This window comes from Enorma burkinafasonensis (genome assembly GCF_902150035.1).
In the GTDB taxonomy this organism is placed as follows: domain Bacteria; phylum Actinomycetota; class Coriobacteriia; order Coriobacteriales; family Coriobacteriaceae; genus Enorma; species Enorma burkinafasonensis.
In genome coordinates this window covers 1-22,196 of sequence record NZ_LR597511.1, presented here as the reverse complement: position 1 = coordinate 22,196, position 22,196 = coordinate 1, and the positions used below count along the sequence as shown (strand labels likewise).

Annotated in this window: 17 protein-coding genes; 8 read left to right on the top strand and 9 right to left on the bottom strand. The window is 69.8% G+C overall.

The window, feature by feature from the left end; translation table 11 throughout:
• The first annotated feature begins 77 nt into the window (after positions 1–77).
• The 6 genes from FS885_RS07150 to FS885_RS07125 all read left to right on the top strand — a co-directional run bounded on the left by FS885_RS07150 (position 78) and on the right by FS885_RS07125 (position 8,279).
• Positions 78–2,831, top strand: a complete 2,754-nt coding sequence (locus FS885_RS07150; protein WP_144744376.1) for an ATP-dependent Clp protease ATP-binding subunit — start codon at positions 78–80, stop codon at positions 2,829–2,831.
• A gap of 177 nt (positions 2,832–3,008) precedes the next feature.
• Positions 3,009–4,070, top strand: a complete 1,062-nt coding sequence (gene disA, locus FS885_RS07145; RefSeq protein ID WP_144744375.1) for a DNA integrity scanning diadenylate cyclase DisA — start codon at positions 3,009–3,011, stop codon at positions 4,068–4,070.
• 1 nt (position 4,071) lies between these two features.
• The gene (gene ispD, locus FS885_RS07140; RefSeq protein ID WP_144744374.1) at positions 4,072–4,830 is read left to right on the top strand and encodes a 2-C-methyl-D-erythritol 4-phosphate cytidylyltransferase; all 759 of its coding nucleotides are present in this window, start codon (positions 4,072–4,074) and stop codon (positions 4,828–4,830) included.
• Positions 4,831–5,356: 526 nt separating this feature from the next.
• Positions 5,357–5,836 carry a universal stress protein gene (locus FS885_RS07135; protein WP_144744373.1) on the top strand — a complete coding sequence of 160 codons (480 nt, stop codon included), beginning with the start codon at positions 5,357–5,359 and terminating at the stop codon, positions 5,834–5,836.
• 116 nt (positions 5,837–5,952) lie between these two features.
• Positions 5,953–7,182, top strand: a complete 1,230-nt coding sequence (locus FS885_RS07130) for an MFS transporter (RefSeq protein ID WP_246060847.1) — start codon at positions 5,953–5,955, stop codon at positions 7,180–7,182.
• Positions 7,183–7,352: 170 nt separating this feature from the next.
• Positions 7,353–8,279 (top strand): patatin-like phospholipase family protein, encoded by a 927-nt coding sequence (locus tag FS885_RS07125; protein WP_186365813.1) that lies wholly within the window; start codon positions 7,353–7,355, stop codon positions 8,277–8,279.
• Between the two features lie 45 nt (positions 8,280–8,324).
• Here the strand turns inward: FS885_RS07125 and FS885_RS07120 are convergent, their stop codons facing one another.
• Positions 8,325–8,960: a tRNA (cytidine(34)-2'-O)-methyltransferase gene (locus FS885_RS07120; RefSeq protein WP_144744372.1), complete on the bottom strand. Its 636-nt coding sequence runs from the start codon at positions 8,958–8,960 to the stop codon at positions 8,325–8,327.
• A 130-nt stretch (positions 8,961–9,090) separates the two neighbouring features.
• On the opposite strand from FS885_RS07120, the gene FS885_RS07115 reads away from it, so the two are divergent.
• The gene (locus FS885_RS07115; RefSeq protein WP_144744371.1) at positions 9,091–10,839 is read left to right on the top strand and encodes an ABC-ATPase domain-containing protein; all 1,749 of its coding nucleotides are present in this window, start codon (positions 9,091–9,093) and stop codon (positions 10,837–10,839) included.
• 54 nt (positions 10,840–10,893) lie between these two features.
• On the top strand, positions 10,894–11,550 hold the full coding sequence (locus tag FS885_RS07110; protein ID WP_144744370.1) for an HAD family hydrolase: 657 nt from the start codon (positions 10,894–10,896) through the stop codon (positions 11,548–11,550).
• 704 nt (positions 11,551–12,254) lie between these two features.
• Here the strand turns inward: FS885_RS07110 and FS885_RS07105 are convergent.
• The 8 genes from FS885_RS07105 to FS885_RS07070 form a co-directional block, all read right to left on the bottom strand.
• The gene (locus FS885_RS07105; protein WP_144744369.1) at positions 12,255–13,283 is read right to left on the bottom strand and encodes a 3-deoxy-7-phosphoheptulonate synthase; all 1,029 of its coding nucleotides are present in this window, start codon (positions 13,281–13,283) and stop codon (positions 12,255–12,257) included.
• Positions 13,284–13,482: 199 nt separating this feature from the next.
• Entirely contained in the window at positions 13,483–14,484 is a 1,002-nt protein-coding gene (locus FS885_RS07100) for an SGNH/GDSL hydrolase family protein (protein ID WP_144744368.1), read from the bottom strand.
• A gap of 11 nt (positions 14,485–14,495) precedes the next feature.
• Complete coding sequence (locus tag FS885_RS07095) at positions 14,496–16,190, bottom strand: MBOAT family O-acyltransferase (RefSeq protein ID WP_186365812.1); 1,695 nt, start codon at positions 16,188–16,190, stop codon at positions 14,496–14,498.
• Positions 16,191–16,199: 9 nt separating this feature from the next.
• Positions 16,200–16,433: a phosphopantetheine-binding protein gene (locus FS885_RS07090; RefSeq protein ID WP_144744367.1), complete on the bottom strand. Its 234-nt coding sequence runs from the start codon at positions 16,431–16,433 to the stop codon at positions 16,200–16,202.
• A gap of 72 nt (positions 16,434–16,505) precedes the next feature.
• Positions 16,506–17,798: a diaminopimelate decarboxylase family protein gene (locus FS885_RS07085; protein ID WP_144744366.1), complete on the bottom strand. Its 1,293-nt coding sequence runs from the start codon at positions 17,796–17,798 to the stop codon at positions 16,506–16,508.
• Between the two features lie 102 nt (positions 17,799–17,900).
• Positions 17,901–19,550, bottom strand: a complete 1,650-nt coding sequence (locus FS885_RS07080) for an amino acid adenylation domain-containing protein (protein WP_144744365.1) — start codon at positions 19,548–19,550, stop codon at positions 17,901–17,903.
• Positions 19,551–19,663: 113 nt separating this feature from the next.
• Positions 19,664–21,310, bottom strand: a complete 1,647-nt coding sequence (locus FS885_RS07075; protein ID WP_144744364.1) for a sensor histidine kinase — start codon at positions 21,308–21,310, stop codon at positions 19,664–19,666.
• Positions 21,311–21,323: 13 nt separating this feature from the next.
• A complete protein-coding gene (locus FS885_RS07070; RefSeq protein ID WP_246060846.1) occupies positions 21,324–22,082 on the bottom strand; it encodes a response regulator transcription factor in 759 nt (252 codons plus the stop codon).
• Positions 22,083–22,196 lie beyond the last annotated feature (114 nt).

Genomic DNA, 22,196 nt, shown 5'->3' with positions numbered 1-22,196 from the left:
GGGTCTGATGCGGTTCGACGCGCCGAAGCGCGCGGTCGAGCCGCCCCGCACGGTTCAGCACGACAGAAGGTACGAGCATGTTGGACAGATTCACCGATCGCGCGCGTCACGTCATGTCCCTGGCGAAGGAAGAGGCGATCGCGCTCTCCACGAACAAGGTGGGCACCGAGCACCTGCTGCTCGCGCTCGCCAAGGAGGACGAGGGCATCGCCGCGGAGGCGCTGCGCACCCTCGATATCTCCTATGACGACATCATGGACGAGCTCAAGGAGGTCGTCTCCAAGAAGGGCGCCGCCGCCGGCACCGCCGCACCCGATGCGCAGGCGGATGCCGAGGGCACCTCCACACCCGACGCGGCAGCTTCCGACGGGCAGGCGGGAGCTCCCGCCGACGCCTCCGCTTCCGGCGCCGCGCCGGCGGACGGCAAGGCCGAGGGCGGCAAGCTCGCGTTCACGCCGCAGGTCATCACCGTCATGGAGAAGAGCTTCCGCCACGCGCGCGAGAACAACCAGACCTACGTCTCGACCGAGCACCTGCTGCTCGGCATCGTGGACGAGTCATCCTGCATGGCGATGGACATCCTCATGCGCCTGGGCGTCACCGCGGCGTCGGTGCGCCAGGCCGTCGAGAAGCTCACCTCCAAGGACCAGGGCAAGCGGCCGCTCGCCGGCTCCGCCACGTCGCGCCCCGGCGCGGGCCTGCCGTTCTTCTCGGGCGAGGCCGCGCACGGCAAGGGCGAGGAAACCTCGATGCTCAAGCAGTTCAGCACGAACCTCACCCAGGAGGCGCGCGACGGCAAGCTCGACCCGGTGATCGGCCGCGACCACGAGATCGCCCGCATGATGGAGATCCTCTCGCGGCGCACCAAGAACAACCCGCTCATCCTGGGCGACCCGGGCGTGGGCAAGACGGCGATCGTCGAGGGCTTGGCCCAGGAGATCGCGGCCGGCAACGTGCCCGAGAACCTCATGGACAAGAAAATCTGGTCGCTCGACCTGCCCGGCCTCGTGGCCGGCGCGAAGTACCGCGGCGAGTTCGAGGAGCGCCTGAAGGGCGTCATCCAGGAGTGCACCGAGGCGGACGACGCGATCCTCTTCATCGACGAGATGCACACCCTCATCGGCGCCGGCTCGGCCGAGGGCTCCATCGACGCGAGCTCCATGCTCAAGCCCGTGCTCGCGCGCGGCGCGTTCCAGATCATCGGCGCCACCACGGCCGAGGAGTTCCGCAAGTACCTCTCCAAGGACCCCGCGTTCGAGCGGCGCTTCCAGTCCATCGACATCGAGGAGCCGAGCGTCGAGGATACGATCAAGATCTTGAACGCGCTGCTGCCGCGCTACGAGGAGCACCACCACGTGCACTATGCGCCCGAGGCCGTCGAGGCGGCCGCGTCGCTTTCCGCCCGCTACATCCAGGACCGCTTCCTGCCCGACAAGGCCATCGACCTCATCGACGAGGCCGACGCCCGCGCCCGCATCGCGCGCAACCGCGCGCCCGAGCCGGTGCGCGCCGCCGAGGCCGAGGTCGCGCGCCTCAAGGCCGCGGTCGAGGAGGCGACCGAGGGCGACGACATGAACCGCGCCGCCGAGCTCAAGGAGCAGGAGCAGCGCTCCGAGATCGCGCTCTCCGAGGCACGCGCCGCCTGGACGGCCGAGCTCGACGCCGCGCCGGTCACGATCGGCATCGGCGAGATCGCCGACATCGTCTCCGTGACCTCCGGCGTGCCGGTCTCCTCGCTCACCGAGGACGAGAGCCGTCGCCTGCTCAACTGCGAGCAGGTGCTCAAGACGCGCATCATCGGCCAGGACGAGGCGGTCTCCGCCGTGGCGAAGGCCATCCGCCGCAGCCGCTCGCCGCTCAAGGACCCGCGCCGTCCCGGTGGCTCGTTCATCTTCCTGGGCCCCACGGGCACGGGCAAGACCGAGCTCGCCAAGACGCTCGCCGAGTACCTGTTCGGCAGCAAGGACGCGCTCATCAGCTTCGACATGAGCGAGTTCGCGAGCGAGTACGAGGTCTCGAAGCTCATCGGCAGCCCCCCGGGCTACGTGGGCCACGAGGAGGGCGGCCAGCTCACCAAGGCTGTGCGCCGGCATCCCTACTCGGTCGTGCTCTTCGATGAGATCGAGAAGGCGCACCCCGACATCTTCAACATCCTTCTGCAGGTGCTCGACGAGGGCCGCCTCACCGACGGCCAGGGCAAGACGGTGGACTTCCGCAACACCGTGGTCATCATGACCTCGAACGTCGGCGCGCGCGAGATCTCGCAGGAGTCGAGCGTGGGCTTCGGCACCACGGGCGAGGCGGGGCTCTCCGGCAAGGAGATTCACAGCCGCGCGATGTCCGAGCTGAAGCGCCTGTTCCGGCCCGAGTTCCTGAACCGCGTGGACGACATCGTGGTCTTCCAGAAGCTCACGGGCGAGAGCCTCACCGCCATCGCCGAGCTCTTGGTGGACGACCTGCGCCAGCGCCTCATCGCGAACGGCATGAACATCCGCCTCACGGACGGCGCGGTCGCCAAGATCGTGTCCGAGGGGACCGACCTCACCAACGGCGCGCGGCCGCTGCGCCGCGCCATCCAGCGCCTCATCGAGGACCCGCTCTCGGAGGAGCTGCTCGCCGGCGAGTGGAGCGCGGGCGACACGGTGCTCTGCGACGTGGTCGACGACGCGTTCGTGTTCAGCCACGGCACGGGCGAGATTCCCGCGCCGCGTGCGACCGGCGCGCTGGGGGCGAGCTTCGAGGCGGCTCCGCGCTCCGGCGCCTCGGCCCCGGTGGCCGTCGGCGGCGGTCCCGGCGGCGCCATGCAGGTCGGGACGGGCTCGCGCCGGTAGGCGGGCCCGACCCCGCCGCCGCATGCGGCACCTCCGGCGCGGCCCGGCATCCGCGCCCGCATGCGGCGCCTCAGTTCTTGCTTTCTCTTGAATATGCGGTTGAAGTCGCGTTATACGGTGCGCTCGTGGGAAAATACCAGTGACTGTGTGCATGCATATGGGTTTGGGGGTAGCGCATTGGAGAAGAACGAGATTCAGAAGCGTATGAACGAGGCCATCCGCCTCACGGCCCCCGGGCAACCGATCCGCACCGCGCTCGACATGATCATCGCCGGGCACCTGGGTGCCCTCATCTGCGTGGGCGACTCGGAGAACGTGCTCGCCGCCGGCAACGACGGCTTCCCGCTCAACATCTCGTTCACCAGCAACCGCCTGTTCGAGCTCTCCAAGATGGACGGCGCCATCGTCATCGACGAGAGCCTCTCGCAGATCCTCCGCGCGAACTTCCACCTGAACCCCGACCCCTCGCTCGCGACGAGCGAGACCGGTATGCGCCACCGCACCGCCGCGCGCATGAGCGTGCTCACCGACGCGATCGTGATCTCGGTCTCTGAGCGCCGATCCGTGGTGAACGTCTACGTGCACGGCAAGTCCTACCAGATCCAGACGGTCACCGAGATCATGGGCCAGGTCAACCAGCTCGTCTCGACGCTGCAGACCACGCGCGCCGCGCTCGACCGCTCGCTTCTGCGCCTCACCGCCCTCGAGCTCGACAACTACGTCACGCTGGCCGACATCACGAGCATCTTCTCGAGTTTCGAGATCCTGCAGCAAGCTAAGGAGGAGCTGCAGTTCTGCATCGTCAAGCTCGGCAGCCAGGGCAAGCTCGTGCGCATGCAGCTCGAGCAGCTCGCGGGCAGCACCATCGAGAACGACTACAACCTCATGATCCGCGACTACGCGTCGGATTCGTCCGAGGAGAACGCGGCGCGCATCCGCGACCAGTTCGCCAAGATGAAGGCGCAGGACCTCACCAATCCGCATCGCGTCGCCGAGGTGCTGGGCTACGACGACCTCGACGAGGATTCCGTCATGACGCCCCTGGGCCTGCGCACGCTCTCGCAGGTGTCCGTCGTGCGCGACGGCGTGGCCGAGCGCATCGTCGACGAGTACGGGTCGCTCCAGGAGCTGCTCGACAACATCAAGGAGAACCCGGAGCGCCTGGGCGACTTCGGCGTCAACAACCCCACGATCCTCGCTGACTCGCTCTACCGCATGCAGGGCAAGCAGGGGGCATAAGATGGCACCGGCTGCGAGGGGTGCGCTGGGCTGCGGCGCCGGAGCTGCGGGGGCACGCGTGTGCGCCGTGGTCGTGGCGGGCGGCTCGGGCCAGCGCTTCGGCAACCCCGGCGGCAAGCAGCTCATCGACGTGGCGGGCCGTCCGCTCATGTCGTGGTGTCTCGAGGCGTTCGACCGCGCGGCGCATGTGGGCCACATCGTGGTGGTGTGTCCGGCAGGGCGTCGCGATGAGATGCGTCGGCGCGCCGTCGAGCCGTTCGGCTTCGCGACGCCCGTGACCTTCGCCGACGCCGGCGCGACGCGGCAGGATTCGACCGATGCCGGCGTCGAGGCGGTGCCCGCGGGCTTCGATATCGTGGCTGTCCACGACGGTGCGCGTCCGCTTATCACGCCCGAGGCGATCGATCATGCCATCGAGGTGCTGCTCGCCGATCCCGCTCTCGACGGGGTGGTGTGCGGCCAGCCGGCTATCGACACGCTCAAGGTGGTCGGCGAGGATGGCATCATCGAGGACACGCCGCCGCGCAGCCGGTTCTGGACCGTGCAGACGCCGCAGATCATCAGGCTCGACGCCATGCGCCGCGCGCACGAGGCGGCGGGGGCGGCGGGTTTCGTGGGGACCGATGACTCGTCGCTCGTGGAGCGCTTCGGCGGCCGTATGCGCTGCGTGGAGACCGCGCGCGACAACCTGAAGGTCACCGTGCCCGAGGACCTGCTCCCCGTGACGGCTATGCTCGAGGCGCGCAGGGGCGCGCGGTAGGCCGGGCTTGGCGCTCGTGCCTCCCGGCTGGTCTCATCTTTTGTCTTATCTTTTTCAAGTAGTCGGTACCTTTTTGCGGGTCCCGTGGGTAGACGGGTGCCTCGCCGGGCTAAACATGCAGGTTATCGAAGCAGGGTGGCGTTGGCTACCGGGCGATTCAGGCAAAAGGTATCTACTAGTTGAAAAGCTGCTTCAGAGGGGGCGAATAGAGAAAGAAAAGACCCTTGTCATCCGAGGTGACAGTGGGGTAAGCGCAAACATGCCGAAAGTGAGGGCAAACAGAAAGCACGCCGGGTACAAAACGGTACCGAAAGACAAAGACGGCAGGTAAGTATGCCGTTGGTCTTGCGATCTATCGAGATGCCTCCCAGTTAGTCCTCACTTTCGTCATGTTTGCGATCGGCACTGCCAACGGCGGGGCGTGCTGCTCGCCGGGGGCATGCGACCGCCGACGGGCCGCCTCGCACGGCATGGTCTCAGGAGGGTATAACCAGGTCAAGAGTCGCCGCGAGGGAAAGGAGCGGCCATGTTGTTCAAGAACGTCCTGGTTCCCTACGATGAGTCCGAGCACGCGAAGAGCGCCCTGCATATCGCGCTCGGCATAGCGGGGGATGACCCCACGGCGACGGTCCACGTGCTGGCGATTGTCGCGACGGGTGCGTTCACCTCGCCCACGCTCACCGGCAACGCGTTCGACGACCTCTCGTACCTGTCCGATCCCGACCGTACCGAGAACGACGACATCATGGGCGCGCTCGTGCACCGCGCGCGCACCGACATGCAGGGTACGGTCGATGACGCGCTCGACGGAGCGACCTGTAAGGTCGTGATCACGGCGGGCGTCGCGTCCTCACCGGTCGAGGGCATCGCCGAGTACGTGGAGTCGCACGGGATCGACCTCGTGGTCATGGGGCGCCGCGGCCTGGGCGCCCTGCGCGGCATGCTCGGCAGCGTGAGCTTCGGCGTGCTGCGCTCGGTGGACGTGCCGGTGCTCACCGTGAAGTAGCGCGGTCTGGCGGAAGCGGTCCCGGCGCCCGGCGGGGCGCCCGCGCGAACCGGTCGCCCTTTAGGGCCCGTCCGTTGTACAATCCCCTCGGTCAAGATTCGATCGGGGGGATTTCTGTGTCAGGTGGTTCAGGTACCGCGGCGCCCGCGCCGACGTCCGTCTCGCGCGGGCGGGCGCTCGCGTGCGTCGCGCTGCTCGTGCTGATCGGCTTCGCGCTCGGGTGCTCGGAGTTCGTGGTGATCGGCATCGAGGCCGAGCTCGCCGCGGCGTTCCAGGTACCGCTCGCCCGCGTGGGGGAACTCATCAGCTTCTTCTCTGTCGCGTACGCGGTGCTCACGCCCACGCTCGCGATCGTGACGGGGCGCTTCCGCCGCTACCCGCTGCTCGCGGTGTACGCGGCGCTCTTCTGCCTGGCGAACGTGGTCATGGTGTTCGCACCCACGTTCGAGCTGCTGCTCGCCTCGCGCGTGCTGCTGGGTGCGGTGTCGGGCGGGCTGCTCGCACTCGGCATCACCTACATCCCCGAGCTCGTGGGCGCCGAGCGCTCGTCGATGACGATCTCGGTGGTCTACGCGTCGTTCGCGGTCGCGATGGTGTTCATCACCTCGGTGGGCAAGATCGTGGCGCACGCGCTCGACTGGCACCTCATCATGGTGGCGGCGCTCGTGCTCGCCGTGGCGTCATCGGTCGCGCTGCTCGCGGTGCTGCCGCGCACGGGCTCGACCGATGCGCCGGCGACCATGCGCGAGCAGGTCGAGCTCTTCCGCGAGCCACAGGTCGCGTGCGGCGTGTTCATCTTCCTGTTCGGCGTGGGGTCGGTGTACGTGCTCTACGGGTACGTGACGCCCTACCTCGAGCAGGTGCTCGGGCTCGACGCCGTCGCGGCGAGCGCGGTGCTCATGGCCTACGGCGTGGCCTGCTTCTTCTCGAACCTGCTCTCGGGGTGGCTCGACAGCCGCTTCGGCATCAAGGCGCTCTCCGTGACGTTTCCCGTGCAGGCGCTGCTGCTGTTCGGGGTGTGGGTCCTGGGCGGGAACGCCCTGGGCGGCGTCGCCGCGATCCTTTGCGTGGGGCTCTCGATGTACCTCGTCTCGGTGCCGTGCGTGTCGGTCTTCATGAACGCGGCGCTGCGCTGGCACCCCAAGGCGCTCACGCTCGCCAGCTCCCTCGAGCCCACATCCTTCAACATGGGGATCGCCTTCGGCACGGCGATGGGCGGCGCGGTGGTCTCGGGTCCGGGGCTCGCGCACGTGGGCGCCGTGGGCGCCGCGTTCTCGCTGGTGGCCTGGGGCCTTGCGGCGCTCACGTACCTACTCGAGCGGCGGCGGGTGCGCGTGGCGCGCTGACGCTTCCGCGGCCGATCCCCGACCAGGTATGGGGCGGCCTCGCGACGGGTCACTGACGGGCGCGGTGCCTCGGCCCGGTTGCGCTTCGGTGCCGTTGTAGGACAATAGTGCCTGTTTCGTCGATAAGCGTGATGGGCGCCCGCGTGGCGCAGAGATAGGTCGTGGAGTACATGAGCGGAAGACAAGCGCGAGACTACCGGGTTGCAGACCTGCGCGCGCCTGAGGAACGGCCCGCATTCGAGCTGCCGGCGCACACGACGGGCGTGGTCTTCGAGGGCGGAGGCTTCCGCGGCCTGTACACGGAGGGCGTGTTCGACACCTGGCTCGAGCAGGGCATCCAGGCGACGCACGCCATCGGCGTCTCCGCGGGCGTGACCTTCGGCTGCAACTACAAGTCGTGCCAGGTGGGCCGCGCGCTCAGGTACAACAAGCGCTACTGCCGCGACCCGCGCTACGCGGGCCTGCGCAACCTCGTCACGACAGGGAACCTCTTCAGCGAGGATTTCGCCTTCGGCCGCCTGCCGTGGGAGTTCGACGTGTTCGACACGCCGACGTACGCGGCGAACCCCATGCGCTTCACGGCGGTCGCCACCGACATCGAGACCGGTGAGGCCGTCTACCACGACGTGAACCGAGGCGATGCCGGCGATGTCGAGTGGATGCGCGCGTCCTCGGCGATTCCCGGCCTCTCGCGACCGGTCGAGCTCGAGGGGCGCCGGCTCCTCGACGGCGGTACGGCCGATTCCATCCCGTTCCGCTGGATGCTCGACCAGGGCTACGAGCGCTGCGTCGTGGTCTGCACGCAGCCCGCGGGCTACCGCAAGGAGCCGAACGGCCTCATGCCGGCGCTGCGCGTGCTGCTCAGGCACTACCCCCGGCTCGTCGAGCTCCTGGCGGACCGGCACGAGCGCTACAACGCCCAACTCGACGAGCTCGCCGAGCTCGAGCGCGCGGGGCGCGTCTTCGTGATCAGGCCGAGCGAGTCGGTGAAGGTGCCCATCTCGGTGAAGGACCCGTCGGAGCTGGACCGCGTGTACGAGGTCGGCCGACGCGACGGCGCATCGACGCTCGCGGCGCTCAAGGAGTACCTGGCGTAAGGGCGCTGGGTGCGCGCGGTGAGCGGCTGCCGTGCGCGGTCGCCCCTAGCGCTCCATGCCGGGAAACCCGGTCTGACGCAGCGCCTCGTAGAGCACGACGGCCGCGGCGTTCGAGAGGTTGAGCGCGCTGATGCGGTAGTCCTCGGGGTCGATGAAGTTACCGCAGATGTCCTGGGCGCGCAGGGGCCCGTGCCCCTCGGCATAGCCGGACGCCACCCCATCGCGCGCGGCCGTGCGCGCGGCCTCCGCCTGCGCCCAGGCGTCGCGGTTCTCGAGCGATGCGGCGTCGGGCAGCATGGGGATGCGCTCGCAGCGCGCGGCGTAGCGGGCGAGCAGCTCCTCGGGGATGCCGGAGCTCTCGCTGCCGAGCACGAGGTAGTCGCCGTCGCGGTACGTCGCCTGCGTGTGGATGCGCCGAGCCTTCTTGGTGAGGAGGTGCAGGCGCGGCTCGTCGCCGGCGGGGGCGAGCCCGCAGCGCTCGACGAACGCGTCCCAGCTGGGATGGACGGCAAGGTCGAGGTTTTGCCAGTAGCCGAGCCCGGCGCGATGCAGCGACCGCTCGTCGAGCGAGAAGCCGATGGGCTCGATCAGGTGCAGGCTCGTCCCGGTGAGCACGCAGGTCCGGCCGATGTTCCCGGTGTTCGCGGGGATTTCGGGCGCGTAGAGCACGATGTTGAGCACGGGTCCTCCTCGATATCGCGGCGCTTCGGGCGGCCATCGGGTACGATGGGTACGCACTGCATTGTAGCGTCGCACGGCGCCTGCCGGCAGCGAGCCGGGCGCGCCGCGACAGGGGAGGTGCCCTGTGGGCATGGCGACCGATATGGACCTGGAGCGGCGGCTGCGCGCCATCGACGGCCGCGGCTACTCGGCGTACAAATCGCTCAAGGGAGCGTACGACTTCGGGCCGTTCGTCCTCTCGATCGACCATGTGCAGGGCGACCCCTTCGCGGCGCCGTCGCAGGTGAGCGTGTGCGTCTCGGCTGAGGCGGCGGAGTTTCCCAGCGACCTCATCGACGCCCCTCATCGCAGGGTCGCCCTCGAGGACCTGCTCGTGCGCCGCTTCGCCGCCGAGGCCGCGCGGGCGAGTTTCACGGTGCGGGGCTCGGGGAAAAGCGGCCTCATCGCGACGAGCGCGCCCGGGCCCGAGGTGCTCGAGCGCTCGGCCTGCGAGGTCGCCGATGACGGGTCGGTGACGCTCCGTCTCGAGGCGGGCTTCCCCGCGCACGGGAGGACCGTCGACGCCCGGGCGCTCGGCCGCATGCTTCTCGACCTCATCCCCGCGTGCGCCGAGCGCGCGCTCGTGTGCGACCGGAACGCGCTCGCCGCCGCGCGCTCCGCTGCCGAGCTCGCCGACGACCAGCTCGCCGTGCGCCGTGAGCTCGAGCGGCGTGGGCTGGTGGCGTTCGTGGCGGACGGCTCGGTCCTGCCGCGGGCGAGCGGCGTCTCGGCGCGCCCGCTTGCGGGTGCGGTGCCCTTCGAGGCGCCGGAGAGCCTGAGCGTCACGCTCGATCTGCCCCACCGCGGGCAGACGCGCGGCATGGGCATCCCCCGCGGCGTCACCTTGGTGGTGGGTGGCGGCTACCATGGCAAGTCGACGCTGCTCAAGGCCCTGCAGGAGGGTATCTACGACCACGTGCTGGGCGACGGGCGCGAGCTCGTCATCACGGACGCCACGGCGATGAAGGTTCGCTCCGAGGACGGACGGCCGGTCACAGCGGTCGATGTCTCGCCATTCATCGCGAATCTCCCCGACGGGCGCGACACGGCGCGCTTCTCCACGCTCGATGCGAGCGGCAGCACCTCGCAGGCCGCGGCGACCGTGGAGGCTATCGAGGCCGGTGCCCGCGTGCTGCTCATCGACGAGGACACCTCGGCCACGAACTTCATGGTGCGCGACGAGCTGATGGCCTCGGTGGTCGCCGCCGAGCGCGAGCCCATCACACCCTTCGTGGAACGCGTCCGCGGCCTCTGGGAGCGCCAAGGCGTGAGCTCGATTATCGTGGTCGGCAGCTCGGGTGCGTTCTTCCCGGTCGCCGATACCGTGATCTTGATGGATCGCTATCGCGCCGCGGACGCGACCGAGCGGGTGCGCGTGGTCTGCACGGCCCGCGGGCTGGAGGCTCCGGAGGGTGACAGCGACGTCGTGGGGGATCGCGACCGTGCCGTGCGGGTTGGCGTGTCCGGTGCCCGCGGCCGTGAGCGCGACCGGGGCGCTGCCCGAAGCGGCGCTGGCCGGGGGCTCAAGGTGCGCACCCAGGGGCTCGACGGCTTCTCCGTTGGGAGCGGCACGGTCGACCTGCGGCGCACGGAGCAGCTCGTCGACCCGGAGCAGGTGCGTGCGCTCGCGCAGCTCATGCGCGCCATCGTCGAGCGAGGCCTCGCAGACGGTCGGCGCCCCGTGGCCGAGCTCGCCGCCGACCTCATCGAGCGCGTCCGCCGCCGCGGCTGGCGCGAGATCTCCCCGCACGGCGAGGTCGCCTGCGGGCTCGCGCTCCCGCGCCCGCAGGACCTCTGCGCCTGCATCGACCGCTGGCGCGGCGGCGCGGATGGTATGTAGTATCCGGCGCGGTGCTTTCGGCACCGGCCACTGTGACGATGGAAGGGGTTTCCCGTGTTCGATGGCGTGATTTTTGACATGGACGGCCTCATGTTCGATACCGAGAAGGTCTGGGGCGCCTGCTGGGAGCCCGCGCTGGCGCGCATGGGGCTCCCGATGAAGGAAGGTATCGCCGACGCCGCGCGCGGTACCGCGGGCGCGGAGTTCGCCGAGGTGGTGCACGCCTGGTTCGGTGCCGATGTCGATGCGCAGCGGTTATGGGACGTGTGGCACGAGGTCGCGGCCGAGCGCTTCCGGCTCGGTGTCGAGAAGAAGCCCGGCCTCGACGAGCTGCTCGGATATCTCGATGAGCAGGGCGTCCCCATGGCCGTCGCCTCATCCTCAACGCCGGAGGACATCGCGCATCACCTCGACACGGCTGGCGTTCGGCGCTACTTCGGCGCCGTGATCTCGAGCCTTGAGGTCGAGCACGCCAAACCGGCGCCCGATGTATTCCTCAAGGCGGCGCGGGCGCTCGGCGCCGAGCCGTCCCGTGCGCTCGTGCTCGAGGACTCCTTCAACGGCGTCCGTGCCGGCGTCGCGGGCGGGTTCTGCACGGTGATGGTGCCCGACCTGGCTGCGCCCGACGACGAGATGCGCCGCATCGCGAGCCGCATCTGCGCGAGCCTGCTCGAGGTGCGAGACCTGCTAGGCTCAGGCGCGCTCGGGTAGGCGCTGCCCGTGTCGGAGTGCGGTCTAGAACACTTTTTCAGGTAGTCGGTACCTTATCGGGGACCTGCGTAGTAGATGCGGGAACGCTGGGCTCTGTTCCTGCGTATTAAGCGACGTCCGCGCCCGCTCTACCCGATACCCCGCGATAAAGGCACCAACTATTTGAAAAACAGGCGCCGCGTGCGGTTATCCAAGGGCGCACGGCATCAAGATGCCGTGCGTTGTGGAGACGCGGCCGTCGGGAAACGTGCCGAAAGTGAGAGCTAACCAGGGGGTCAAGGCGTAGCCGAGAGATCTCCGTCTCCGCTACCAGCGGGTCGATCGGGGAGCATGGCTCGGCTACGCGACATGCCGCCGGTTAGTTCTCACTTTCGTGGAGTCTCGGCGCAACGGGTGGAGCCATCCCGGTCACCGCGAGAACAAAAGCCAGCATCTATTGGAATCGAGCTGGGAAAACGTCCGCGTAAAGAAGCGGAATAGATATTAAAAAAAGAATGTCTGCTCTCGCGCTCGCAGGGCAGACGCAGGCTGGGCTTTCTGCGACCTGCGGATTTGCGGGCAGAACAGCACGGCCGTTCACCGCATGAAGATGCAGGCACTCGCTTCCGGAAAACTCCAAGGAAGGCGGACGGCGCCATACGGGCCGTGATTTGCGCGGCGCGCGGACCGAAGGTGCGCGCCGCGCGTGAGCTATCGGGTGGGTGTTAGATGCGCTCGGCGAGGTCGAGCACCAGGCGCTCGGTCTTCTCCCAGCCCAGGCAGGCATCGGTGATGGACTTGCCGTACACGCCGCCGTCGAGCGGCTGGTTGCCGTCCTCGAGGTAGCTTTCGACCATGAAGCCGCGCACCATGTGGCGGATGGTCTCGGACCGGCGCATGGAGTCGGCGACCTCGTGGCTGATACGGATCTGCTCAAGCGGCCGCTTGCCGGAGTTGTCGTGGTTGCAGTCGACGATCACGGCGGGGTTGGCAAAATCGGCCTCCGTGTACTTCTCGGCGAGGCGCTCGAGGTACTCGTAGTGGTAGTTGGGGTAGTTGAGCCCGTCCTCGCCGATGTAGCCGCGCAGCACCGCGTGCGCGAGCGGGTTGCCCGAGGTCTCGACCTCCCAGTTGCGGAAGATGAAGGTCTGCGGCTGCTGGGCGGCGAAGATCGAGTTGAGCATCACGCTTGTCGAGCCGCCGGTGGGGTTCTTCATGCCCACGGGCATGGTCACGCCCGACGCGACGAGGCGGTGCTCCTGGTTCTCGACCGAGCGTGCGCCCACGGCGATGTAGCCCAGCACGTCGATGAGGTACTGGTAGTTGGTGGGGTAGAGCATCTCGTCGGCGGTGAACATGCCGGTCTCCTCCGCCACGCGCAGGTGCATGCGGCGGATGGCCTTGATGCCGCCGAGCAGGTCGCTGGGGCCCTCGGGATCGGGGTTGTGCAGCAGGCCCTTGTAGCCGGTGCCCTTGGTGCGCGGCTTGTTGGTGTAGACGCGCGGGACGATGAGCAGGCGGTCGCGCACGCGCTCGGCGAGCCCGGCGAGGCGCGTGGCGTACTCGAGGACGGAGTCCTCGCGGTCGGCGGAGCAGGGGCCCACGATGAGCAGGCGGCGGTCGTCCTCGCCGGTGAGGATGGCGGCGACCTGCGCGTCGAAGGCGTGCTTCTTGGCCGCGGTCTCGGCGGCGAGCGGCATCTCCTCGCGGATCTCCTTGGGGATGGGGAGCAGGCGCTTGAACTTCATGGACATGGTGGTGACCCTTCGTAGCCGGGCGACGGTATGTTTCGTGCGGTCTATTATGCCTGCTGCGCCCACCGCGCGCGACGACGATCGCGCGCGGTATCCGAGTTGTAATGAAGTGGGGCGCGACGGGGCGCCGGCCGCACGGCCCTATGCGGGGCGCGACGGGGCGCCGGCCGCGCGGCCCCATGCGGGCCGTGCCTCCTGGCTACGCGCTCGCATCCGGCGCGGCGGCGTCCGGCCACACGATGGCGTCCACCTGCCGGCGGTAGCGCGCGCACGCATCGTTCCATGTGGCGAAATCGGCATCGCCGCGGTGGTCGGGCACATCGAAGCCCGCGCGCAGCGCCTCGCCGAGGGCATGGGTGGTCTTCTGCGCGCCGCGCTCGTTGAGGTGGTCGCCCGCGTCGCAGGTGTCGAGCCGCCAGTCGATCGCGACCCGGGTATCCTGCCAGTTCAGGTCGAGGTATGCGACCCCGAGCTCGTGCGCGAGCTCGGCGGTGCGCTCGTGACGCGCCGTGTTCCAGTTCTTGGTGCTCGGCGTGCTCACCAACAGGAGCTCGGCGCCGTTGTCGCGGCAGATGCGCGCGATGTCCTGCACGTACCAGTAGTTGAGGATGGGGATCACGGCGACGTTCTCGGTCGGCGCCATGTAGCCCGCATCGTCGGCGGCCGCGACGTCGGTCTTCACCTTGTGGCCCTTGTACTCATCGGACCAGGTGGCGCGCGGCGTCGACGTGACATCCTCCGCGCGCAGCGACTTCCAGCGGTTGTGGTACTCGAGCACGGGGAAGAGGTCCTGCGCGCCGCGGAGCAGCGCGTAGCCGGGGGTGAAGCTGCGGAAGAGGCAGTTCGTCTCGAGCACGACGACGCGCGGGTGCTGCCGCCCGAGCGCCTGTGTGAGCAGCGAGCGCGTGTACGGCAGGGGCTGGCCGCTCGTGGCGCACACATACGAGGTGATGCCCTGCTCGCCCCATAGCTGGAGCGGCGAAAAGGCGCAGTACGCCTCGGAATCGCCGAGTACGAGGACGTCGATGGAGTCCTCGGGCTCGCCGAGCACCCCGTGGGCCTCGGCGTCGATCTGGCCGAACTCGGCCTGGTTGTTCTTGGGCGCGACGATGCGCGAGGCGAGCGCCAGCAGGGCGCAGAGGATGAGCGCGCTCGCGGCGACCGTCAGGACGGCGCGTCGGCGCGGATGCTTGGAAGACATGGGAGAGCTCCCTAGAACGAGGCGTACATGGGGTCGACCGGCACATAGCCCGCCCCGTAGGCGCCGAAGACGACGACGATGAGGACGATGGCGCAGGCGGCGGCCCAGCGCAGGCTGGGCGAGTCGACCGCGCGGGCGAGGCGCCCGCTGGGCGTCGCGGCGGCGGTTCCGGGAGCGCTCGCGGCAGGGGCGCCCGCGCCCGGGGCTGTACCCGCGTCCGGGGCGGAAGCGCCCGCACCGCCCAGCCCGCGCTCGCGCACGAGGCCCACGGCGAGCAGCACCGCGCAGGCCACGGCGACGCAGGCGAAGTCGCCGGCGTCCATGCCGAGCGCGAGCACCGTCCCGTCGCGGAAGGACGCGAGCGTGAAGCCCGTGAAGAGCCGGTCGAGCATGGCGAGCGCCGCCGCAGTGCCCTCCGCGCGGAAGATGAGCTCCCCGCAGAAGACGACGGCGAGCGTGCGCGCATGCTGCATTGCCCGGTAGGGCGCACCTGCGCGGTCGATGCCCATCCGCTCACAGACCGCCTGCGCCACGGGCTCCATGAGGCCGCCGACCCAGATGACCGCGAACCAGAACAGGCCGAAGAGCACGTACTGCCCGCCGGCGCCGTGCCAGAGCCCGTTGCCGAGCCACACGCACAGAAGCGCGATCCCGCTCGTGACGAGCGGCCCCAGGCGGTTGCCGGCCACGCGGCGCACGTGGGTGGTGAGGTGCTTGACCGGCTTGCTGAGTGAGACGGGGTAGAACACGTAATCGCGGAACCACGTGCCGAGGGTGATGTGCCAGCGCTGCCAGAACTCGGACCCGGTGCGCGAGAAGAACGGCTGACGGAAGTTCTCGGGCATGCGCACGCCGAAGATCCGCCCGGCGCCGACCACGAAATCCATCGTTCCCGAGAAATCGCAGTACAGCTGCACCGTGTAGAGCACCGCGGCGAGCGCGATCACACCGCCGTCATAGGCGCTAGGGCTCGCGAAGACGTTCTTCACGAGCAGGTTCACCCTATCGGCCACGATGAGCTTCTTGGCGAGGCCCCAGGCGATCCGCTCGGCGCCGCAGGCGACCGCCGGCCAGGTGATCGGGTGGCCGGCCCACAGCGCCTGCGCGGTCTCGCCGTAGCGGCAGATGGGCCCCTCCATGATCGCGGGGAAGAACGAGAGGAAGAGCGCCACGCGCGCGAGGTTGCGGTCGGCCGTGATGCTCTGCCGATAGACGTCGACCAGGTACGAGATGGCCTGCAGCGTGTAGAACGAGATGCCGATGGGCGCGGCGACGGCGGGCTCGACCATAGGGAGCGCGTCCGCGAGCCCGCCGGGGAGCGCCGCGAGGAGCGCCCGGGTCACCTCCTCGGCGAACCCGAGGTACTTGAACGCGAAGAGCACGCCGAAGTTCAGGGCGACGCCCGCCGCGAGCACGGCGCGCATCCGCCGCGCGAAGGCGCGCTTCACGGCGCGGCGGTCGGCCCCGGGCTCCTTAAGCGCCCGGGCGCGCCGTCTGATCTGGCCGTCGAGCGCGAGCCCGAGCGCCCAGATGCTCACGGTGGAGAGCGCGAGGTACACCGTGAGCTCGCCGCTCATGAGCCAGAAGAAGAGGTAGCTCGCCGCGAGCAGCACGCCCGGCCGCGCGCGACGGGGCGCGACCTGGTAGCAGAGCATGGTCGCGGGCAGGAAGACGCCCAGGACCGTGAGCGAGAGGTACGCGTGCATGGCGGCCCCCTAGAACCCGGCCTCGCGCAGGCGCTCCACCATCGCCCAGATACCGGCGAGCGAGTTGAAGTTGGCGGGGACGATTTCCACGGCGGGGATGGTGATGTCGAAGGTGTCCTCGAGCTCGGACACGAGGCTCAGGATGGTGAGCGAGTCGAGCTCGCGCGCGTCGACGAGGTCGCGGCGCTCGGCGTAGTCCACGCCGGGCTTGAGTTCGTTCAGGATATCGAGGATGGCGTCCATGGTAGGTCCTTTCTGTTGGGGAGACGCTGTCGGAGAGACGTTGCAAAAGAGAGCGGTCGGGCGACCTCGCCGCTAGCGTGAGCCGAGCTGGGCGAGCGGCGTGTTGATGATGTCGGTGCGCAGCGCGTCGCGGACGAGCGCGGGCGCGCCGTCCTCGCCGATGACGACGACGGCGGGCAGGTCGCGGCTCAGGAAGAGCGAGATGCCCTCGGTCATGCTGTAGGCGCCGGTGCGCTCGAAGGCGAGGATGTCGCCCACCTCGAGGCCGGCCAGCGGGAGCTGCTTCGCGAGGATGTCGTTCACGGTGCAGAGCGACCCGCAGACGGTCCAGGCACCGGCGGGGGAGGCGTCCGCGTGGGCGATGGCGCCGCGAGCCGCGGTATCGGCGGCGGTCCGGGCCGCATCGGCGGCGCTGCGAGCCGCGTCCTCGCCGTGTGCCGCGAGCGCGCTTCGGCCGGCATCGAGCAGGCGGACGGGCGGCTGGTGCATCGCCATCGACTGCCCGTAGTAGACGAGCTGGTGGATCCCGCCGTCGACGATGGCATAGCGTTGCCCGCCGTTCACCTTGGTGTCCACCACGCGCGTGAGGTAGGTGCCCGATGCGGCGACGAGGCTCCGCCCGAGCTCGAGCGTGATGCGGCCGGAAAACTCCATGCCCTCGAGCAGCTCGGAGAACTCGGTCAGGTAGGCCGCCTCGTCGAACGCGTCGCCCTCGAAGTAGGCGACAGGCAGGCCGGGGCCGTACTCGAGCTCGGGCGGCATCCAGCCGCACGTCTCGTCGAGCTCCCGCATGAAGGCGTCGAGGCGCGCGAGCTCGCGCGCGATGCGCTTGAGCGAGGTCTTCTGCGTGCCCGAGAAGAACTGGATGCCCCTGAGGTCGATGTAGGCGGCGCGCTTGAGCTGGCGGACCGCGGCGATAAGGTCGTTAGGCGCCATGCCGAACTGGTTGCCGCTCGTGAGGCGCAGAAGCACCGGCACGCGCACCCCGCGCCACGATGCCGTGCGCACGACCAGGTCGAGCTGCTCGAGCGACTCCACGGTGATGGCGGCGGGGAGGGCGTCCGCGGCGATGGCGGACTCGACGGTCTCGGCGTCCTTGTGCACGCCCGAGACCACGAGCTTGCCGTGCGCGAGGCCGAGCGCCTCGCAGATGCGGTACTCGCCGGGCGAGCAGACCTCGAGCCGGTCGATCAGGGGCTCGAGCTCAGGCAGGACGAAGGGGTTCGCCTTGATGGCGAAGCAGATGCCGGTGCCTTGGGGGAGCGCCGCGCGCAGGACGCGCACGCGCTCGGCGAGGGCGCGGGCGTCGAAGGCGTAGAGCGGCGTGCCGAAGGCGACGGCGAGCTGACGGAGGTCGGTTTGCATGACGGCTCCTTTCGGGAGGATGGTCGGGGACGGTGCGGGCGCGTCCGGGTGGGCATGCCGCACGGCAGCCTCAGCGGGCGCGCCGGGGCGGGTGGTGGCGTCTTACGGGCGCAGGGCGAGCAGCGCCGCGCGGTCGACCTTGCCGTTCTTGGTGAGCGGCATCCGCTCGACGCGCAGGATGGCCTGGGGCACCATGGGGCCGGGCAGGATCCGGGCGACGGCCCGCCTGAGCTCGGCCGCGTCGGCCGTGCCCTCGTAGCAGGCGACGATGCGCCCCCGCCGCGCGTCGTAGGCGCAGCGGCAGCGCTCGACCCCGCCCTGGCGCTCGAAGGCGGCATCGATCTCCTCGAGCTCGATGCGGTGGCCCTGGTGCTTGATCTGGTTGTCGACGCGCCCGGCGAAGAAGAGCTCGCCCGCCGCGCCCACGCGCACCATATCGCCGGTGCGGTAGAAGGTCTGCGGCAGGCTCCCGCCGAGCGGGTCGGGCACGAAGGCCGCCTGCGTGCGCACGGGGTCGGCGTAGTAGCCGAGCGCGATGTCCGGCCCGCCCACGTAGAGCTCGCCGGTCCCGCCCGCCTCCGCCGGCGCGCCCGTCGCGGGGTCGATGGCGCGCACGCGGCGGTTGCGGAACGCCTCGCCGAGCGGCAGCCCGTCCTCGTAGGAGCGCGCGCGGTCGACGACGTGGTAGAGGCAGTTGCAGGTGATCTCGGTGGGGCCGTAGAGGTTCACGAACAGGGTCTCGGGCAGGCGCTCCAGCCAGCGCGCGAGGTGCTTCGCCGGCATGACCTCGCCCGAGAACATCACGAGCCGCACGCTCGGCAGCTCGGCGCCGTCGAGCGCATGCAGGCTGCTCACCAGGCAGAGCGCGGCGACCGCCCAGACCATGACCGTGACGTCGCGGCGGCGGAGCTCCTCGACGAGCAGGGCCGGCGCGCTGAAGAGCCGGCGGGGGATGAGCACGAGGGTCGCGCCCGCGGCGAGCGCGCCGTAGAGGTCCTTGACCGAGACGTCGAAGTCGAAGGGCGCCTGGTTGCCCAGGACGTCGTCGGCGCGGATGCCGAAGGTGTCGACGAAGGTGCCGATGAAGCCGCAGATGGCCCGATGGCTCACGGCGACGCCCTTGGGCGTGCCGGTCGAGCCGGAGGTGAAGAGCACGTAGGCGGGGTCGGTGTCCACGAGCGCCCGGGCCGCCCGGGCGAGGGCGCGCTCGTCGATGGCGTGCTCACCGAGCTCGCGAACGTCCAGAAGCTCCACGCCGGGCAGGGCGCGCCGGGCGGCCTCGGCGCTCTCCGCGCAGGTGACGACGAGCGTGCCCTCACCGAGCGTGTCGAGGATGCGCCGCGCGCGCTCGGCGGGCACCGACGGGTCGATGGGGACGTAGAAGCCGCCCGCCATGAGCGTGCCCAGAAACGCGGCGGCCATCCAGGAGCTCTTCTCCATGAAGAGCGCGACCGGGCGGGGCGCGTCCGCGGCGGGACCGCCCGCGGCGCCCGGGTTGCCCCCGGTATCGCGCGCCCGGGTGGCAGCGTCCCGCGCAGCGAGCTCGATGAGCGCGCTCGCGATGCGGCGGCTGCGCCGGTCGAGCTCGGCATAGGTGCAGCTGCCGGACTCGTCCACGATGGCGGTCTTGCCGGGCGCGCGCCTCACCGTGCGCTCGAGGAACGCGAGCGGGGTGGCGCGCCCGCGATAGGCGGAGGGCGGCACCGGGGCGCCGAGCGGGGCGCTATCGGTGCGGTCGGTGGTGTCGAACATGGCTTCCTCCCGTCGGTGGCCTGTGATGGTCACAGTATGGGAGGGCATGCTTTACGGTCGCTGAAGCGAACCTCAAGGTTCCTTAAGGTTGGGCGGCTCCCGCCGCGCCGCGCCTACGCGACCGGCACGACGAGCGAGAACACGGTCGCCCAGGGGCCGTTAGGGTGGTCGTCGTAGCGCAGCTCGCCGTTCATGAGCAGGGCGCAGCGCCGCGCGATGGTGAGCCCCAGACCCGTGCCCTGGTGGGCGACGCGCGCGGTGTTGCTCGTCACGAACGGGTCGAAGATGCGCTCGGCGATCTCGGGCGGGATGCCGGCGCCCGTGTCCGCCACGTAGGCGTGCACGCGCCGCCCGCGCGCGCCCAGGCGCACGCCCACGCGGATGCGCGTGCCCGCGGGGTTGTGCGAGCAGGCGTTGCCGATGAGGTTGAGCAGCATCCGGCGGAAGAGCTGGCGGTCGAGCATGGCCGCGGGCGCCGGGACGCCCTCCTTTGCGCCGTCGAGCTCGACCTCGAGCATGCAACCCGCCTGCTCGACCTGGGCGCGCGCCTCCTCGGCGACCGCCGCGACCGCGTCGGCGACGTCGACGCGCTCCAGGTTGGGGCGGTACTCGGGGTGCTCCATCTTGGCGTAGGAGAACAGTATGTCGATGAGCTCGCTCGCCGTGAGCGCCTTCTCGGCGATGACCTGGTGGTAGGCCTGCTCGCGCTCGGGCGGCACGCACCCGTCGCTGAAGGCGGTGGCGTAGCCGTAGATCACGGTGAGCGGCGTCTTGAGGTCGTGCGAGATGTCGGCGATGATGCGGCGCTGGTCGTTGCGCGCCTGGCGGAGCTCGGCCATGAGGCCGCTGAAGTCGTCGTAGACCTTCGCGAGCTCGGTGGGGACCTCGGCGGGGCGCACGTGCGCGCCCTCGTCGCGACGGCACGCGGCGATGGCCTCGTCGAGCGGCCGGATCGCGCGCTTGACCTGGTGCACCAGGTACCACGCCGCCACCGCGGTGATGGCGCCCGCCACGGGCACGGCGTAGAGCGAGAGGTCGCCCGCCTCGTCGACGAGCTCGTCGTAGCGGGCCAGGTTCACGAGCGGCGCGACGAACACGAGCGTGCGCGGCTCGCCCTCCGCGGTGGTGTAGTCGTAGCGCTCGACCGACATGCGCGAGCTGTAGACGCCCTTGATGAAGTCGAACTCGCGCTGGGTGAGGGCGTCGCGCGAGGCGAAGAGGTTGCCCTGGACGATGCGCAGCTCATCGTCGAGCACGCACCACGCCTCGACCTGCTTGCTGAAGCCGTCGTCGGTGCTGTAGGAGCACCAGAGGATGCGGTAGTGCATGCCGTCCTCGGTGGGCTCCTCGAAGACCTCGTAGTAGTTGCGGTCGCCGTACTCGTTGATGAGGGGCAGATCCGTCGCGCGGATGCGCTGGCCCGCCTCGGTGGTCGAGGCGTACAGGCGCTTGCCGTCGCCGTCGAAGATCACGATCCGGCTGTTCTCGAGGTCGCTCGTCTGCAGCGCGTCGAAGCGGTCGCCCGCAAGGTCGTCGCCGTGGGCGAGCACCGTCTCGATGGAGGGGAACGCGTTGGTGAGCAGCCGGTCGCCGGCGACGTTCACCGCCCAGAAGAGCCCGGCGAGCGCCGCCGCGTACGCGACGATGCAGACAAGGCAGCGGAAGGCGATGCTCGTCCGCGCGCTATGGATGCGCCGGCGGAGCCGGCTGGTCGGGGTCTCGGGCACGGGATCGGCCGCGGGCCGAGCGGATGCGTCCATGAAATCCGCCTTTCTACCCGTCGAGGCGGTAGCCCAGTCCTCGGACGGTCTTGATGTAGCGGGGGTGGAGCGGGTCGTCCTCGAGCTTACCGCGGATGTTGGAGATGTGCACCATCACGCTGTTCTCGCTCCCCGCGTACGGCTCCCCGTTGATGCAGGAATACAGTTGCGCCTTGCTGAAGACCCTGCCCGGGGCCGCGATGAGGGTCGCCATGATCTTGAGCTCGGCGGCGGTGAGGGCGACGGGCCGGCCGGAGCGGGTGAGGGCGAGGCGCTCGGTGTCGAAGGCGAGGTCGCCCGCGGTGAGGACGTTCGGCGCGGGCGTCTTCTGGCCGCGCGGCTCGGGGTTCGCGGGGGGCGCGCCAGCGGGCGCCCCAGTAGCGCCCTCGGGGCCCGCCGGGGATGCGGCGTCGCGCTCGACCCGGCGCAGCAGGGCGCGGATGTAGGCCGTGACCTCGAGCGGGTCGAACGGCTTGGCGATGAAGCCGTCGGCGCCCGCGTCGAGCCCCACGATCTTGTCGGCCGGCTGCGTGCGCGCGGAGACGATGATGACCGGTGCTGCGCTCAGCTGCCGGAACGCCTTGATGAAGTCGTAGCCGTTCATGCGCGGCATCATGATGTCGACGAGCGCGATGTCGACCGTGCGCTCCCGCGCGACCGCGAGCGCCTGCTCGCCGTCGTAGGCGGCGGCGACATTGTAGCCGCTGCCCGAGAGGTAGAGCGTGAGGAGCTCCACGATGTCACGGTCGTCTTCGGCTACCTTGATTATCAACTTTATCCGAACACCTCCCACATTCATCCGCACATGTGCGGATGAATGTGGGAACCCGATACCCTGAGGGCCGGATCGGCCGGCCCCGGGAGATCGGAGGACGGCATGTCCGGA